Source organism: Vibrio ponticus (assembly GCF_009938225.1).
GTDB classification, from domain to species: Bacteria; Pseudomonadota; Gammaproteobacteria; order Enterobacterales; family Vibrionaceae; genus Vibrio; species Vibrio ponticus.
Genome location: NZ_AP019658.1, coordinates 664,973 through 681,372, shown reverse-complemented (window position 1 = coordinate 681,372; position 16,400 = coordinate 664,973). Strand labels below are relative to the sequence as shown.

General features: G+C 42.2%; 14 protein-coding genes. 8 read left to right on the top strand and 6 right to left on the bottom strand.

Annotated elements, in window-relative coordinates:
• Positions 1 to 107: 107 nt before the first annotated feature.
• The 4 genes from GZN30_RS17430 to GZN30_RS17415 all read left to right on the top strand — a co-directional run bounded on the left by GZN30_RS17430 (position 108) and on the right by GZN30_RS17415 (position 5,177).
• A complete protein-coding gene (locus tag GZN30_RS17430; RefSeq protein ID WP_075652813.1) occupies positions 108 to 866 on the top strand; it encodes a response regulator transcription factor in 759 nt (252 codons plus the stop codon).
• A complete protein-coding gene (locus tag GZN30_RS17425) occupies positions 863 to 2,206 on the top strand; it encodes a HAMP domain-containing sensor histidine kinase (protein WP_075652814.1) in 1,344 nt (447 codons plus the stop codon). Before GZN30_RS17430 ends, GZN30_RS17425 begins: the two co-directional genes overlap by 4 nt.
• Positions 2,207 to 2,346: 140 nt before the next feature.
• Positions 2,347 to 4,260, top strand: coding sequence for a TonB-dependent receptor domain-containing protein (locus GZN30_RS17420; protein WP_075652815.1), 1,914 nt, complete (start codon positions 2,347 to 2,349; stop codon positions 4,258 to 4,260).
• Positions 4,261 to 4,274: 14 nt separating this feature from the next.
• Positions 4,275 to 5,177: a siderophore ABC transporter substrate-binding protein gene (locus GZN30_RS17415; protein WP_075652816.1), complete on the top strand. Its 903-nt coding sequence runs from the start codon at positions 4,275 to 4,277 to the stop codon at positions 5,175 to 5,177.
• A 79-nt stretch (positions 5,178 to 5,256) separates the two neighbouring features.
• Here GZN30_RS17415 and GZN30_RS17410 read toward each other — a convergent pair whose 3' ends face one another.
• Entirely contained in the window at positions 5,257 to 5,895 is a 639-nt protein-coding gene (locus GZN30_RS17410) for a DUF2057 family protein (RefSeq protein WP_075652817.1), read from the bottom strand.
• An 85-nt stretch (positions 5,896 to 5,980) separates the two neighbouring features.
• Positions 5,981 to 6,922, bottom strand: a complete 942-nt coding sequence (locus tag GZN30_RS17405; protein WP_075652818.1) for a porin — start codon at positions 6,920 to 6,922, stop codon at positions 5,981 to 5,983.
• Positions 6,923 to 7,636: 714 nt separating this feature from the next.
• Here GZN30_RS17405 and GZN30_RS17400 point away from each other — a divergent pair.
• The 3 genes from GZN30_RS17400 (at position 7,637) to GZN30_RS17390 (ending at position 12,182) form a co-directional block, all read left to right on the top strand.
• Positions 7,637 to 9,994 (top strand): fatty acid cis/trans isomerase, encoded by a 2,358-nt coding sequence (locus tag GZN30_RS17400; RefSeq protein WP_075648973.1) that lies wholly within the window; start codon positions 7,637 to 7,639, stop codon positions 9,992 to 9,994.
• Positions 9,995 to 10,032: 38 nt separating this feature from the next.
• Complete coding sequence (locus GZN30_RS17395) at positions 10,033 to 10,218, top strand: hypothetical protein (RefSeq protein ID WP_075648972.1); 186 nt, start codon at positions 10,033 to 10,035, stop codon at positions 10,216 to 10,218.
• A gap of 215 nt (positions 10,219 to 10,433) precedes the next feature.
• Entirely contained in the window at positions 10,434 to 12,182 is a 1,749-nt protein-coding gene (locus GZN30_RS17390; protein ID WP_075648971.1) for a formate--tetrahydrofolate ligase, read from the top strand.
• Positions 12,183 to 12,274: 92 nt separating this feature from the next.
• Here the strand turns inward: GZN30_RS17390 and GZN30_RS17385 are convergent, their stop codons facing one another.
• Entirely contained in the window at positions 12,275 to 12,994 is a 720-nt protein-coding gene (locus tag GZN30_RS17385) for a class I SAM-dependent methyltransferase (protein ID WP_075648970.1), read from the bottom strand.
• Positions 12,995 to 13,211: 217 nt separating this feature from the next.
• Between GZN30_RS17385 and msrB the strand changes: the two genes are divergently transcribed.
• Entirely contained in the window at positions 13,212 to 14,348 is a 1,137-nt protein-coding gene (gene msrB, locus GZN30_RS17380; RefSeq protein ID WP_075648969.1) for a peptide-methionine (R)-S-oxide reductase MsrB, read from the top strand.
• 69 nt (positions 14,349 to 14,417) lie between these two features.
• Here the strand turns inward: msrB and GZN30_RS17375 are convergent, their stop codons facing one another.
• From GZN30_RS17375 to GZN30_RS17365, 3 genes are all read right to left on the bottom strand, one after another.
• Positions 14,418 to 15,068 (bottom strand): Qnr family pentapeptide repeat protein, encoded by a 651-nt coding sequence (locus GZN30_RS17375; protein WP_075648968.1) that lies wholly within the window; start codon positions 15,066 to 15,068, stop codon positions 14,418 to 14,420.
• 42 nt (positions 15,069 to 15,110) lie between these two features.
• Entirely contained in the window at positions 15,111 to 15,617 is a 507-nt protein-coding gene (locus tag GZN30_RS17370; protein WP_075648967.1) for an opioid growth factor receptor-related protein, read from the bottom strand.
• Positions 15,618 to 15,714: 97 nt separating this feature from the next.
• The gene (locus GZN30_RS17365) at positions 15,715 to 16,098 is read right to left on the bottom strand and encodes a cytochrome b562 (RefSeq protein WP_232060521.1); all 384 of its coding nucleotides are present in this window, start codon (positions 16,096 to 16,098) and stop codon (positions 15,715 to 15,717) included.
• Positions 16,099 to 16,400 lie beyond the last annotated feature (302 nt).

The following is a 16,400-nucleotide window of genomic DNA, read 5'->3' as shown; positions in this document are numbered from 1 at the left end:
AAATCATTCATCGAAACAAAATGTTATAGTTTATGAAGGTAACAAATTTGAAACATAGATAAATTTATTGATAATGATAACTCTTATCATTATTGTGAATATTTAATATGTTTGATGTAGGCAGCAGTAACAGTTACTTATCAACTAAAGATATGGGCACGTCAGTTTATGAACGTGAAGCATCGATCTTACTCGTCGAGGACGATGCAACCCTTAGCCATCAGCTAACCATTTTGTTGCGCAACCGACATTACCGAGTAATGACTCTCCGCTGCGGTTCAGAAGCTCTCAATACCCTAAAGCAACAACATTTTGACCTGATAATATTGGATATAAACTTACCGAATATTGATGGCTTTGAGCTCTTAAGCTATATCCGATCCTACTCCACCACCCCCACAATTATGCTCACCGCGTTTGGCGCTGAAGAGCACCGCATACAAGGGCTGCGATTTGGTGCGGATGATTACATAAGTAAACCGTGTAATTTTGAAGAAGTGAGTTTAAGAATTGAAGCGGTATTGAGGAGAACTCAGAACCAAAACTCAATATCTGTACGCTACTTGGAATATAAGGAACTTACCTTAGACAAACAACGCCAAGAAGTTATGGTCAACGGTAATCTCGGCAAACAAGTGATCACTCTTACAGCGACACAGTTTCAATTGCTTTGGGTTTTAACCAAGAATCATGGCGTAATACAAAATAAACCTTACCTTTACCAAGCCGTCTTGGAGCGTGAATTCAGTCTTTACGATCGCTCCCTCGATATGCATTTGAGCCGTATTCGCAAAACACTAACCCAAAATGGCATGGACAAGGAACGAATCAAAACCGTTCACGGCAAAGGGTATTTACTCAAATGAAAAAGATTTTATTTTGGCGACTGTTTGTTGCGTTAGCTCTAGGTGGGGTTATCTTTTTCTCGCTACTGCATAGTGTTGCTATCTTATCCAGTGAGAAAATGAGCTATTTAAAGAAGGCTCATCAACAAGAAATTTTAGATTGGGGTAATCAAGCGCAAACATTGCTTGAAAATGGTGATAGGAATGAACTGAATGCTTGGCTTAATGCTCTAGCAGAAAAAGAAGATACTTGGGTCACGTTAGTTGAATCGAACATTAAAGTGATTGGCGGGAATGAGTTAACTGAGCGCTTTTGGTCTGGCTATGGGATTGGTCGAAGTGTTGAATGGAAGATTCATCTCGATTTTCCAAATAACCCAATCATGGAAGTCGCCTTAACACCTTCAAACTATCATTTTCTAATAATCTTACCTGATCGAATGAGACCCGGTACTTATATGTCTCATGCTTTTTGGACATTCCGTGTCGTCATCCCTTTTATTGCCTTACTGACGCTGACAATTTTCATTTACCGTTACGTAATGAAACCAATGAATAGTTTTTCTATTACCGCAAAGGAATTCAGCCAAGGTAATTATCAAGCTCGAATTAGCGATCATACCGCACTAGGTAATGATGAACTCAGCCAAGTCGCCAAGACCTTCGACAAAATGGCCGAGAGAACCGCGAATGTTATCCAACATAATCGTAATCTTATTGCCGAAATGTCTCATGAAATCAGAACACCTCTTGCCAGAATCGAAATGGCCACTGATTGCGCCGCTAATGGCTTAGACAAAGAAAGTATGATTGATAGAATTCGTATTGAAGTCAGTAATATGCGTCAAATGGCCGAAGATACATTGACTTTAGCTTGGCTCGAAAACGAACAACCTAATCTGTGCACCGAGTCATTTGATTTAACCGAACTACTTGATGCAATCATTGATGATGCTCAGTTCGAATTTCCAGATAGAATTATCGTCAGTGAGATCCCCGAATCATTGTTACTAACCTCCTCCAATCAACGAGCGCTCTCCCAAGCGTTTGAGAATATCATCCGCAATGGCCTGCGCTTTACACCAAGCAACGAAGCGCTTGTTATAAGGGCGTGCAAACAAGAAAACACCTGGGTCATCACGATTTCAGATTCAGGTCCGGGCCTCGACCCAACTTTAACTGAATCGATCTTCAAACCATTCTTTAAAGCCGACAATCAAACTCACTCTCGCAAAGGATTTGGCGTCGGCCTTGCGTTGGCTAAACGACATATCGAAGCAATTAAAGGTTCAATCAGCGCGAGCAATCGAAAATATCAGGGACTAGACATGATAATCACCCTGCCACAACCAAAGAATTAACCTTTAAACTCTATTAGTTGGAGAAAAATATCCCTCTCCAACTAATCAAATGTAACAGTTGTAAAATCAATTTACTGATTAGGTTAAAATAAGCAGAATTCCTTTGATAATCATTCTCATTACCAAAGGAGTAACGGTAAATGGACGCCGTTTTTAAATTAAGCCCCGTAGCTTTGGCTATTGTTACGTTCTCAGCTCTCGCTGAACAACCTGAAGTGATAGAGATCACTGGTCAGGTTTTGAGTGGCGTTGACGCTGTCATCACCACTGACGACTTAGATAAGCAACAAGCGCAAGACTTAAACGATATCTTCAGGAAAACACCCGAAGTGACTGTAGGTGGCGCGACACCAGCAACACAAAAGCTTTATGTCAGAGGCTTAGAAGATTCTTTACTCAACATTTATATCGATGGCGCTCTACAATCAGGTCGACTTTTCCACCACCAAGGCAGACTTACCGTCGATCCTGATTTACTGAAACAGGTAGAAGTAAGTGCCGGCGCGGGTCGAGCGACAAATGGTCCAGGTGCCTTGGGTGGTTCAATCAAATTTAAAACTAAAGACGCTCATGACCTGTTAAATGGTAGCGAAAAATTTGGTGCTCAAGTTAAAACAGGCTATTTAAGCAACTCTGATGGGTACACTGGAAACGTAAGTCTTTATGGTGAAATATCCGAAGGTCTCGGATTATTGGGCACACTTTCCTATTTAGATCAGGGAGACCTTGTAGATGGTAATGGTGATACTCATGAAAAAACGGCTCTTGAACAAACATCTGCATTAATCAAACTATCTGGTCAGCTAGATAGTAAGAATTATATTTCTCTAGCCTACGACGTATATGTCGACCACAATGAACGAGCACATCGCCCTGAATGGGCACCGTCTGTCGATGGGTTCTATAATCCAGCCTTTGATCAAGAAATGGATCGTTACACTGCAACAGCAAACTACAAATATTCCGAAAGTGAAAAGCTTAATATAGAAACGACGCTCTACCAGACAAAGTCAACGATATCTCATAAACACCCAGATTATGGACACAGCTATGGTGATACTGACACTTTCGGTGGATTCTTACAAAACACCTCGACAATTGGCAATCTAACCCTGATTGCAGGCACTGACTATCGTAAAGACGAAGTGATTTTTACTACTAGTGGCGTCGATTACCCAGAGCAAGGAACAGTTTGGGGCGTCTATCTGCAAAACGATTGGCAGCCAATCGAACGACTATTACTCTCATTCGGTGGTCGATATGATTGGTACTCATTAGACTCCAATGATGGCAAAAAAATAGAAATGTCTGGTTTCAGTCCCAACGTGGGTTTAGAAATTGCTCTGACAAACAATATCAAATTGTTCACCAGCTATGCTGAAGCTATTAGAGGTCCTGTTACAAAACAGTTATTTGACCTTTATCGCTATGGAACAGCTAGCGATCTGAAAAAAGAAGAAGCCGAGAATTTCGAATTTGGTACAACGTTTAGTAGTTCTATCTTTAACGCGGGAATTACTGTCTTCCACTCTGAGATTGACAATGTTATCACATCGTCTCGTTCAAACCGCGTCTACGGCAACAGAGGCACCCTCGAGAATAAAGGCATTAGCGCGTTCTTTGGCTTATCATACGATAGTCTCGATGCCAACCTAAGCTACAACTCATCCTCTCCAAAATTAAATGGTGAGTATCTAAGCGATGAGAACCGATCTTTAGGTACAACCATTGGTGACACATGGGTACTAACTACCGACTATGATTTGAATGGCGCCCTAAGCTTGGGATGGACCTCAACATTTGTTGAACGAATGACCGACATTTCAGACCCAACGGTATCTTCAGAGAAACCGGGATATGCAGTGCATGACCTATATGCTCAGTGGTTACCGCTTAGTAATGAAGACTTAATCTTGACCCTCTCTATCAAAAACATTTTCGACAAATATTATCAAGACCACGGTACCTATGCCAAGTATGTAGGATATGACTACACAACTGGGCTTGCAGCACCTGGTCGCGACTTCCGCTTCAACGTAAGTTACGCATTTTAATATGGAGATCATAAATGCTAAATCTTAAACAATGGCTCGTTGGCACTATTATGGCCGTTTCACTCACAGCCCATGCCGAAACAATTACTGTAGAGCACCCACTCGGTTCAACCAAACTGGAGACTAAACCTGAACGAGTAGTGGTACTGGGCATGGATACATTAGATATCTTAGATCATTTAAACATCGAGCCTGTAGGCGTGGTCAAAAGACCTATCCCTGATTATCTGACTCAATATAAAGATGATAAATACACCAGCGTTGGCACACTGCATGAGCCTGATTTCGAGAAAATTTTCTCTCTGAAACCCGATTTAATTATTGCTAGCAACCGCAGCTCAAGAGCTTATGATGAACTACAGAAAATAGCGCCTACTGTGGTATTTATGGCTGACTCCCAAAAGTTTTGGGAAACGACTCAGCAAGGCTGGCGAATGTTTGGTGAAATCTTTGGCGTTGAAAGTAAGATCGAAGATCTAATCACACAGACCTCGATAAAAATCGAATCAGTGAAAAGTAAAGCTCAGGCAAAGAACGCCAAAGCGCTAATGGTCATGACTAATGGTGGTAATGTCGCAACCTACGGCTTAGGTTCACGCTATAACGCCATTTTTGATGAGTTCGGTTTTACCCAACTGGTCCACAATGAGAAAGCGCTAGCACACGGTGATTTAATCAGCTTTGAATTTATTGCCAAAGCCAACCCAGAATACCTTCTGGTTATGGATCGTGATAAAGCAATAGGACGAGATTCCGGCGAAGCCAAAAAAGGCTTTAACAATGCTCTGATTAAGCAAACAGATGCGGCGAGAAATGACCGTATCACCGAATTAGACTCTCAAGCTTGGTATATCTCGGCAAGCGGCATTACTGCAACCAATATCATGATTGAAGATATGACCAAGGCACTTCAATAGATCAAATTGCGTTATAGCAAAAATAGCCTGTCATCTATTTGACAGGCTATTTTTATCTATTGTTGATATAGCGAAATTATCAGTTAATGAGCTGAGACATTACCCATTCTAAATGCTGTTTCTTCTCTTTTTCGCTCGCACGGCTAAACCAAATTTTTAGCTGCAAACTTGCCTCGCTTTCATTACCCGTCGAGATATCAGAAGAACCCTCACTTACGGTTTTGAGTTCTTGTTTTAGGTCTCGCAACGTACCAGTTTCATAGATCAAACCATTTTCTTGATTATACTTTTTCGTCAAACCAACTAAATCACCATAAGGCATAAAGCCATTTTTACCCGGCAGTTCAACTAATCTATGCTCGATTTCTTGACCATCTAAATTAATCGTAAAAACCGATTGATTAGTCTTGATCAACTTATGCAGCTTGCGCTCTTTGGTTGAAACCAAACCAATTTCTAACAATTGAGTATTGGCTTGCGCTGGAATGGTCACAAGAAAAGGAGGCGTTAAAATCTTTTGTCGATTATCGCCCTCACCAAAGCTTCTATCCAGCCGAATCACTAATTGGTTGTCACCATTAACTAAGGATACCGAATCTTTACCTTCCACATCCTGTTGATTCAATACACTAAACTCTACACCACGGGTCAGTTCTACTTGAGTGGCAAAACTTGAAGAAGACACCGCCAATAACACAGTCGTTAACCACTTAACCATATATCCTCCTGTTGTAAAGCGATAAAAGCCAGCTTAACTAGCTGGCTTTAGGCAGTATGAAATTTGAAATTAGCTATCCGCTAAATTAGAACGTGTATGTTGCGCTAACTTCTGCAGTAACAATTTCCACATCATTTAAGTCGTAAGATGTTTCTTTATATTCTGCAGCTACACTGAACTCTTCATTAATTGCGTATTTAACACCAGCCAAGTTAATATTTAGTTCATCTGTAGAACTGTCTGGTGAAGCAACCAATACTGAAGCATAAGCATTAAATTCGTCAGTAAATTGGTAGTTAGCTTTAAAGCTGTATAAATCACCTTTTGCGAACGTAGAATATTTACCTGCATTCACAGAATCTGCAGCATCAAATTCCGCGTAAATAGCGCCAAGAGTTAGGTCGCTGATTTCAACCTGAGCACCAACACCGATTAGTTCTGATGTCACACCGTCTGTTTTACCCGCATTAGAGTACGCTGCCGCTAATTTAACATGGTCGAATGAGTAAGAAGCACCTAGGTTCCATACTTCATCTGTTTCATCTTCAGATTGAGTCTGCATGTCTGCAGATAGGTAAAGACCATCGAAGCTTTTCTCGTAACGGATACCTCGGTCATCCTCATTTACGCTATCCCAGTTGTCGCTGGTCATATCAGCAACTTCACCTAGAGAGTTACCAGTGTCACCACCAGAAATCTTACCAAAGTCACCTTCAACACCTACTTTGATTGCGTTAAATTCGGCATGAGAATCTGTTCTTTCTACACCGAAACTAGCAAAAGCAGTAATATCATCAGTTAGTACACGCGTACCTTCAAAAGCAATCGAACCAGTAGTATCGACATGGTAATCATTATCATACTGGTCAGCTTTGACTTTTGAATCTTTTTCATCAATCAGTTTTAAAGTAACCTCAGCTTCACCCGAAAGAGATACTGATTTCACGTCGTCTTTGTACAATTCGATTTTTGCTTGCGCTGAAGTTGCCACTGCTGCAACTGTCAATGCTAATAGTGTTTTTTTCATATATTTATTACAACCTTGTTAAAAGGGAACCCCTACCTGGATTCCAAAATTTGGAATTAAAAACCCCAACGATTTGATGAACTTACGCTCCCCATCCCCTGTGGTTCCTATTTAGAATTACAAAACGACATAACAAGTGTCAATTTAGTTCAATTTCAGAATAAGAGAGTTAAAACCAAACAAAAACAATGACTTGCAATTTTTTTGCGAGGAAAATCAACATAAATAAGCTGATTTCAGATTAACGAACTAGAATTCTGTAAACGAATTGTAAACAAAATTATTTGCTTGATATTAAAACTGGAATGGGTAAATTTAGATTATTAATTCAGTAAAAAGATAATTGTTAGATAAAAAAACCAACCATCAAATTTGGACTTTTTTCATTTATAAGCGTGATAAATTCGAGCTAGTTCAAGGATTTTTTTATTTATTCGTTCTAAAAAAGAGCGAGTTAGGATGGCTAGAGCTGTTTTTATTAGTGAATTCAATCGCAAAATTCTGAGGCTTACGGAATTTTCCAATATTCTATAAAACATTAAATAGACAGAACGACTTGTGTTCCGAGGTTGCTTATAAAGGCAAGTGCACACCTAGTCACCGCCTCAAAATCCTGCCACACCATCTGTTTTTATAGAGCGCTATGCTTTAAACGCCGCAATATGATGCCAGTTCGGTATATACTTACAGCTCAATCCAAAAATCAAATAAGTAATGCAATTAAAAACAATACTTCTACTAATCCTTGTTTCCATCTTCGCTGGTTGTGCCACCTACGCCGGTCTAAACTACGATCAACTGTTTGGTGAGCAGCAAGTACGTGACCGCCGTGTCGAATTAGTTTCGCAACAAAGCGTCGATTTTCTTGAAACAGTTAAACCCATTATTGATAACCGCTGTGTAGTCTGCCACGCCTGTTATGACGCCCCTTGTCAATTGAAAATGACTTCTGTTGAGGGGATTGATCGCGGTGCAACTAAAGCATTGGTCTACGAAGGCACGCGATTAACCGCGGCAACGCCAACTCGCTTATTTGAAGATGCACAGACCACTGAAGAATGGCGAGCGTTAGGCTTTCACCCAGTACTCAACGAGCGTAATCAGACACCGACTGCAAATATGGAGGCGGGTCTTGTCGCTCGGTTATTAATACAGAAGGATCAACACCCGCTACCTGAACAAGTTCAGCTTGAGGGGTTTGATTTCTCGATCGATCGTGAACAAGTTTGCCCGACGATTGAAGAGCTGGATCAATACCAACAAGATTACCCAACTTGGGGGATGCCTTATGGTATGCCAAATCTAAACAACCAAGAGTACAACACACTGCTCAGTTGGTTAGAAGATGGTGCCGTGATGAACAAGCAGATCCCTCTAACGATTGAACAGCAAGCCATGGTCAATGAATATGAGGCTCTGTTTAATGGAGAGAGCTTTAAACACCAATTGGTGGCGCGCTATGTCTATGAGCATCTGTTTTTATCTCACCTCTATTTCTCTGATTTAAAAACACCAACACCACGCTTCTTTACTCTGGTTCGTTCAGCCACGCCACCAGGTGAGCCGGTTAAGCGCATAGCAACAAGACGCCCCTATGACGATCCGATGGTTGAGCGTGTTTACTACCGAATCATTCCAGAGCAAGGAACGATTGTTGATAAGACCCATATGCCTTTTGCACTGAGCAAAAAACGCATGAACGATTGGCAACAATGGTTTTTCAACACCGAGTACCAAGTTAAGCAACTACCAAGCTACGCTCCTGAAGTTGCAGCAAACCCAATGACAGCATTTATCGATTTGCCCGTTAAATCGCGCTTTAAATTTATGCTGGATAACGCTCAAAATACCATCGCGGCCTATATCAAAGGTCCGGTATGTCGAGGGCAATTGGCACTTAATGTGATTAATGACCGCTTTTGGGTATTCTTCCTTGATCCAGACAAAAGTGATATTCCTGAGGTTAACGACTTCTATCGTAGCCAAGCCGACAATTTAAAGCTGCCTGGTGAACTAGAAAGCAATACTCTACCTGTCACTAACTGGGTTAAATATTCTCGCCAGCAGGCACGCTACTTAGAAGCCAAGTCTGAGTTCATTAACGCTACATTTAAGAATGGTGAACATCTCGATACTGGTCTTATCTGGGATGGTAATGGCACTAACCCAAATGCAGCCTTAACTATCTTCCGTCACTTTGATAGTGCATCCGTGGTGCGAGGCATGGTCGGTACCCCACCTAAAACTGCGTGGATCCTTGATTATGCACTTCTTGAGCGCATCCATTATCTGTTGGTGGCTGGGTTTGATGTCTATGGTAACTTTGGTCACCAGCTGATCACTCGCATGTTTATGGACTTTTTGCGCCTTGAGGGTGAGAGTAACTTCGTTGCTCTGCTACCAAGAGATGTCCGCCATAAAGAGCAATCGAGTTGGTATCAAAACCAAAGCACTCAGTTAAGCGACTTCTTGCAACGCAATGTAAAGCCATTTGACCAGCCAACACAGGTTCCTTACACAACGGCGAATCCAAAGGCCGAGTTGTATGACATTTTGCGCGACAAATTGGAACCCGTTCTCAATAACCGCTTTGACATTGTTGATAGTGGATTTAAGCAGGAAAACGAAATGCTCTTGCGCCAAATCGCTGCAATCAAAGGAGAAGGACTTCGTCCAATTCCACAAATCATGATGCTGATGATTGAATCAGAAAATGGCAAGCAGCAGTTGTTTACTCTGCTACACAACAACGCGCATACCAACATTACAAGCCTATTCGACGAAGAGAGCAATCGTGATTACAAACATGACGATCTCACTTTGGTTCGTGGAGTGATCGGTAGTTATCCAGCCGCGTATTTATCACTCGAAGAGAATCAAATTCCACTGTTGGTCAATTTGCTAAAAAACATGCGTGGCGAAGAAGATTACGTCAAGTTGTTGGATACATTCGCGATTCGCCGTAGTAATCCAGAGTTCTGGTCTTTTAGCGATAACGTTCATCGTTGGTATCAGCAAGATCAACCTATCGAATTTGGTTTGCTTGACTACAATAGATTTGAGAATAGGTAGAAATCTTTAACCCTTCTATCCTAATTCAGGAGGTGTGTATGAACAGCAAAGAGACAATGCGAAACCTTGAGCAACAGATTTACGTTGCTTGCTCCGAAGGTGATTACGACACAGTCAACATGCTCGAGCATCAGTTAGAAATGCTACGCACTAAAGCGGAGCACCCTTTTGACGATGACCCCTACGCGCCAGAGGGAAAACTTTTCCCCGACGATGAGTGGTAAACTCGTCTTACTCGCACTGTAATGAAAAGCCCCGCCAGGGGCTTTTGTTTTACCCCTTATTCACTTTTGACTTGTATAAACACCATTTCCCGAGCATAGTAGCCATCCTTACTGGACAGTGTGCTACAAACTAATCCTTTACAAAGCACTTTTTGGCGCTATCATTCTTGCGCAAACGTTTTCGTGTCCATGTTTTTCGCATAATCGAGGGTTTTATGCTGTCGGATATAGATATTTGCCGTACTACGTCATTATCACCAATTAATGACATCGCCTTGCGCGCTGGTTTACTGCCAGACGAATTTCACAGCCAAGGTAAACACAAAGCTAAAGTTTCACTTCACTGCTTAAAACGTATTAATCAAAACCGCAGTGGTAAATTAATCGTGGTGACCGCTATCACTCCTACACCATTAGGTGAAGGTAAAACGGTGACAACCATTGGTTTAGCTCAGGGGCTTGCCAAACTCAATCACTTAGTCATGGCGTGTATCCGTCAACCATCTATGGGGCCTGTATTTGGCGTTAAAGGTGGCGCGGCAGGCGGTGGCTATTCACAAGTCGCTCCAATGGAAGAGCTTAATCTCCACCTAACCGGTGACATTCATGCTGTCACAGCCGCACACAATCTAGCCGCAGCGGCGATCGATGCCCGTATCTACCACGAGCAACGCAATGGTTATGATGACTTTGAAGCCCGTAGCGGCTTAAAGGCTCTAAAAATCGACCATAAGCGCGTGGTTTGGAAGCGTGTGATGGACCATAACGACCGCGCTTTGCGCATGGTAACAGTGGGCAAAAACGAGCTTGGCAAAGACATTAACGGTTTCGAACGCGAAGATGGCTTTGATATTTCTGCCGCTTCTGAACTTATGGCGATTCTCGCACTGTCGTCAGATCTTAAAGATCTGCGTCAACGCATTGGTCGTGTAGTGGTCGCCTATTCACTCGATGGCGAACCTGTTACTACCGAAGACTTACAAGTAGCTGGCGCCATGGCAGTAAGCATGCGTGACGCGATAGAGCCAACGCTGATGCAAACGCTGGAAGGAGTACCCACTCTTATTCACGCCGGACCTTTTGCCAATATCGCTCATGGTAACTCATCGATTATCGCGGACAATATCGCGACACATCTTGCTGACTACACCGTCACAGAAGGCGGTTTCGGCTCTGATATGGGCTTTGAGAAAGCGTGTAACATCAAAGCACAAGTTGCAGGCAAAGCGCCTGATTGTGCGGTCATCGTCGCGACACTACGCGGCTTAAAAGCCAACTCAGGTTTATATGACTTAAAGCCGGGGCAAGCGATTCCAGACTCACTGTTTGAAGATGATGCTAATGCATTGGAAGCCGGTTTTTCCAACCTGAAGTGGCATATTGAAAATGTTGCCAAGTATGGCGTGCCAGCAGTGGTTGCCATCAACCGCTTCCCACAAGATAGCGAAGCTGAATTAGCACAATTACGCACTATGATTGAGGCTTTACCGCATAATGTTGAAGTCGCATTAAGTGAAGGATTCGCAAAAGGCGGAGAAGGTACGCTCGAGCTTGCGAGCAAAGTTATTAAGCAATGCGAACAGGAAAGCAGCTTTAAGCCGCTCTACAATTTCTCACAAACTACCGAAGAGAAACTAATGGCGGTGGCAGAAGTGGGCTACGGTGCATCCAGCGTCACACTTAGTTACCAAGCAAGGCACCAGTTGGAAGAATATCAAAAGCAAGGTTTTGACAACCTTGCTGTTTGCCTAGCAAAAACACCGCTTTCGATCTCGACCGACGGCAGCGTCAAAGGTGCACCAAGCCAATTTAATGTTCCAATTCGCGAGCTCAAACTCTGCGCAGGAGCTGGCTTTATCTACGCTCTGTGTGGCAATGTAATGACCATGCCGGGTTTACCTGAGAGGCCTGCCTTCATGAACTTAGACTTAGATGATGAAGGTAATATCATTGGGCTTAGCTAATAAAAAACTTAAATTAGACATAGTCATAAACGAGAACTAATTTAAACCGCCGAGATGAAAAATCTCGGCTTTTTTACATCGAATCCAATGCCCTAGCCTATCTTCTGACACTGAATAAAAATGAAATTAGGATTCTTGGACAGATACTCAAATCGCTCTGCATCCATCTGTTTCACTTGCTCTGACACCTGTCCTTCTGAAAGCGCAGTGATAACTAAACCATGTTGAGTCAAAGCGTGAGTAATTTCTGTCAGCGAACGTCGATAAAATGTAACTTCTACAGGTTCACCAATGGTATTCCACTTTTCTTTAACTTGCTCACAGGAGAAATAGTTACCTGATGTCGAACACTCAAAATCTGCAAACGGGTGATGAGTCGAAAACACAAAGCGTCCCCCTTTTTTGAGCACGCGATACACATCTTTAAACAATGGGTTAAGATCGTCAAGATAGTGAATCATCAGGGGTGAAATCACCAAATCAAAACTGTTATCATGCTCAGCAGGCAAACCTGTTTTTAAGTCTTGCGCGTACGCGTTAACACGTTCATCGGCTCCCAACTGAGTTGCTTTGCTCTTAACGATATCCACCATTTGTGGTGAATAATCAATACACGTCACTTCTGCGGCGCCATGTTCACACAGATATTGCATATAAACGCCCGAGCCACAACCCAGATCGAGTACTTTGAGCCCAGCTAATTCAGGTAATAAGGCTTGTAAACTTGGTCGCTCTAAGTAGGCGTTATAAATATTGTCTTGAATCACTTCGTTATACTGGTTGGCGAAAGTGGAATACATTGGCGATTTCATCTTGGTGCGACTCTTGTAAAATTAAGCTGGTCGCGATTATCGCCTCTCAATTCTCAATTCTCAATTCTCAATTCTCAATTCTCAATTCTCAATTCTCAATTCTCTAAGATCTTTTCCCCTACTCTCACCCTATAAACAATAAATTAACAAGTTGCGGAAATTTTTTCTTAACTGGACCGTTCTGATGTAACAGATAGGAACAAACATAGAGGTTGGTATGAGACATAAACTATCGCTAATACTCCCCCTACTGGCAATATTACTCATTGCCGCATCGTTTTTTGGTCACGCAGACAGTGAAATGTCAAAAGCAAAAGCCAGCGGAAAAACGGAAATCGCCACCCTCGCAGGCGGTTGTTTTTGGTGTACAGAATCAGATCTTGAGAAATTGCCAGGCGTGTTAGATGTGGTCTCCGGCTACTCAGGCGGAACGCTTGAAAACCCTAGTTACAAACAGGTTGCGTCAGGAAAAACCAATCACATTGAAGTCATACAAGTTACGTTCGATCCTGAGCAAGTGAGCTATGAGCAAGTGTTGGATCAGTTCTTCCGCCATATCGACCCAACGGATGATAAAGGCTCATTTGTCGATCGCGGTCCTCAGTATCGCCCTGCGATTTTCTATCATACCCCAGAGCAACAACAAGTGGCTCAAAGCTTTATGACTGAAATTGAAGCACTTGGAGTATTTAAAAAGCCGTTGAAAACAGAACTGCGCCCATTCCAAACCTTCTGGCTCGCGGAAGATTATCACCAAGACTATTACAAGCGTAATTCAGTGCGCTACAAATATTACCGTTACTCGTCGGGTCGTGATTCGTATCTCGATGAAATCTTTGGCTCTGAACGCAATGCTAACCCTGTGACATTACGGAAAATGATCGATGACAACAAAGTACTCACGCAAGGCAAAATCTACACGAAACCTAGCGATGCAGAACTGCGTAACTCACTCACAGAACTACAATATTATGTCACTCAAAAAGACGGTACTGAGCGCGCGTTTGATAACGAATATTGGGATAATAAAGCGGAAGGTATCTATGTCGATGTGGTAACTGGCGAGCCCCTGTTTTCATCGACTGACAAATACCGCTCAGGCACTGGCTGGCCAAGCTTTACTAAACCAATCAACGATGCATTTGTGGTCACTCAAACCGATTACAAGCTAGTGTATCCAAGAACAGAAGTACGCAGCCGTTTTGGTGATTCACACTTGGGACATGTATTTAAAGATGGTCCGAAGCCAACCGGTTTACGCTACTGCATGAACTCTGCCGCGATGCGCTTTATCGCTAAAGAAGATTTAACCAAAGAAGGCTACCAGGAGTACCTCTACCTTTTTGAAGGGTAACCCTTTCAGCTAGGGATAACGAATGCAACTAAGCTTAAGCCCAACTCTATGTTGGGCTTTACTTTGATGTTACAAAACAATGATTCCCAATTGCTCTAGTAGTTGTGACTGCTGCCAAGTTGCAATCTTGACCCCTGTTAAATTCACTTCCTTTGGGTTTAAACCTGTTAGATCACAATCTGATAAATCGCAATCCTGCACAATGAAATCTCCCCAAAGCTCACTGGAGAACTCACCGTTACTTAAATCAGAACCTCTCAGCGAAGCACCTTGTAAATTGGTATCTATCCAACGATTTTCAAATAAGTCACATTTTTCAAGCACCGCGCGTTCAAAGTTAGCGTACGACAAGTTGCAACCGGTAATGTAGGCAGAACAAAAATAAACATTATGGCTGATCTGATTGGCAAACTGCGCTTGTGCAAAGTTAGTTCCCTTTAAGTCGCACTGGCGAAACTCGATACCAAAACAGTTACTACCAACGAATTCACTCATCGCCAATTGGCAGTTTTTAAAGCTCGCTTCTTGTAAATTGGCATAACGGAAATTACACCCTTCAACTTCACCTGATTCAATGAAACTACACTGTTCAAACTGAGTTTCAACCAATTGTGCTCGGCTAAAGTCACAATTGAAGAATTTGCATTTCACAAACGTGTATTGGCTCAAATCTTGGCTGGCGAAGCTGTGATTTTGAAAGATCTGTTCTTGATAATTCATCGCGTTTTTCTCTGGTCGGAACTTTCTCGAAATTGCTCTGGGTTAATCGGTTAGCTCAATCGCACTAGACCAATGCCCTAAAACCACATCGTCAATAGTGTCAAACTGCTTGGCCGCCGAAACTAAAGCCTGATAGAAAGAGTGCGCCGTCTCTTGGTTGCCAAGTAAATACAAACTACGAAGTATGCGTGTGATACGCAGCTGATTATGGTTTTTCGGCTTAGGCCACTCGTGACGAGCTAAAGTTAACTCATCGCGAACGCGAACCTGCGCACCCTCTCTTATAAAGCCATAGTAGTCGAGCATCATATCAAGCGAGACGAGATGAGCCTCTCTGGCATTTTGATTGCTGGCAAATTCTGCTATATCTGCATCTGCAACTAACGGCGCATGGCGGTTGAACTTATGTCCTTGATCGATAGGGAAAAGAACTTGGATAAATTTATGATCGTGCTCAAGCCAAAAGTAATTATAACTTTGCAGATCGCTGATCGATCGTCCCAAGTTATCTTGCTTTAAGCCGAGCATAAAAGCTGCGATTTCGCCCACGATATAACCTAAAAAGTAGAGAGATTAACTTGTGATATTCTCTCTACTTAAAACTAAAAGCAATCATCGCAGGTTAAATCTATGAAATATGGGCGATTTAGCCAAAAATCTTGCTCCAAATACTTGGGTTGCGCTTATCGTGGTACTCTTCACGAAGTCCATCGATTACCTTAAGCTCTTGCTTCGCGCCTTTTAAATCACCCTGTTGTAACTCTTGATTGATAGCCTCGATTGATAAGGAAAGCTTATTAAAGCCCTCTATGTATAAGTTTTGCTTTTCTGGTGGGTAAGCAGCCGATTGAGATTGAGTAATCAAACGGGAAAAACTGTCGATAGCCGTTTGCATCTCTTCAACACTTTGCGCCTCTGCCGCTTGTTTAAAGTCGAGCTTCATCTGTTTCATTGCCGATTTTAAATCATAATCGGCGGCAAATGCTTGACTGGTAAATAACGCGGAGAGCAATACGATTTTTCTTATCATTGTGTATTCCTTTACTTAAAGGGCTTATGTTCGAAAACTTGGTGTATTTGTTAACGTATTGGACACAATTCTACCGGAAAGAAAGACAATTCCGCACCACAAAGCGACCACCCAATTGTTTCAAAATTGGTCTGCCCCCCTGCAATAACCCTATTTATTATGTGCTTTAACCACCAAACTAAAGCAGATAATTGCCCTTGCTCTACCTATACTAACCAACAGATTACTCTTTTATACAAAATATGAGCAATCGTTTGTACAGGTTGGACGTGTTCTAATTAACTGATAATAAAAAGGTATTT

Excerpts from the sequence above, each read along its gene's own strand:
- GZN30_RS17405 (WP_075652818.1), bottom strand. The coding sequence starts at position 6,922 with ATGAAAAAAACACTATTAGCATTGACAGTTGCAGCAGTGGCAACTTCA.
- GZN30_RS17410 (WP_075652817.1), bottom strand. The coding sequence starts at position 5,895 with ATGGTTAAGTGGTTAACGACTGTGTTATTGGCGGTGTCTTCTTCAAGT.
- msrB (WP_075648969.1), top strand. The coding sequence starts at position 13,212 with ATGAGACATAAACTATCGCTAATACTCCCCCTACTGGCAATATTACTC.
- GZN30_RS17395 (WP_075648972.1), top strand. The coding sequence starts at position 10,033 with ATGAACAGCAAAGAGACAATGCGAAACCTTGAGCAACAGATTTACGTT.
- GZN30_RS17390 (WP_075648971.1), top strand. The coding sequence starts at position 10,434 with ATGCTGTCGGATATAGATATTTGCCGTACTACGTCATTATCACCAATT.
- GZN30_RS17425 (WP_075652814.1), top strand. The coding sequence starts at position 863 with ATGAAAAAGATTTTATTTTGGCGACTGTTTGTTGCGTTAGCTCTAGGT.
- GZN30_RS17430 (WP_075652813.1), top strand. The coding sequence starts at position 108 with ATGTTTGATGTAGGCAGCAGTAACAGTTACTTATCAACTAAAGATATG.
- GZN30_RS17420 (WP_075652815.1), top strand. The coding sequence starts at position 2,347 with ATGGACGCCGTTTTTAAATTAAGCCCCGTAGCTTTGGCTATTGTTACG.
- GZN30_RS17400 (WP_075648973.1), top strand. The coding sequence starts at position 7,637 with ATGCAATTAAAAACAATACTTCTACTAATCCTTGTTTCCATCTTCGCT.
- GZN30_RS17385 (WP_075648970.1), bottom strand. The coding sequence starts at position 12,994 with ATGAAATCGCCAATGTATTCCACTTTCGCCAACCAGTATAACGAAGTG.
- GZN30_RS17415 (WP_075652816.1), top strand. The coding sequence starts at position 4,275 with ATGCTAAATCTTAAACAATGGCTCGTTGGCACTATTATGGCCGTTTCA.
- GZN30_RS17365 (WP_232060521.1), bottom strand. The coding sequence starts at position 16,098 with ATGATAAGAAAAATCGTATTGCTCTCCGCGTTATTTACCAGTCAAGCA.
- GZN30_RS17375 (WP_075648968.1), bottom strand. The coding sequence starts at position 15,068 with ATGAATTATCAAGAACAGATCTTTCAAAATCACAGCTTCGCCAGCCAA.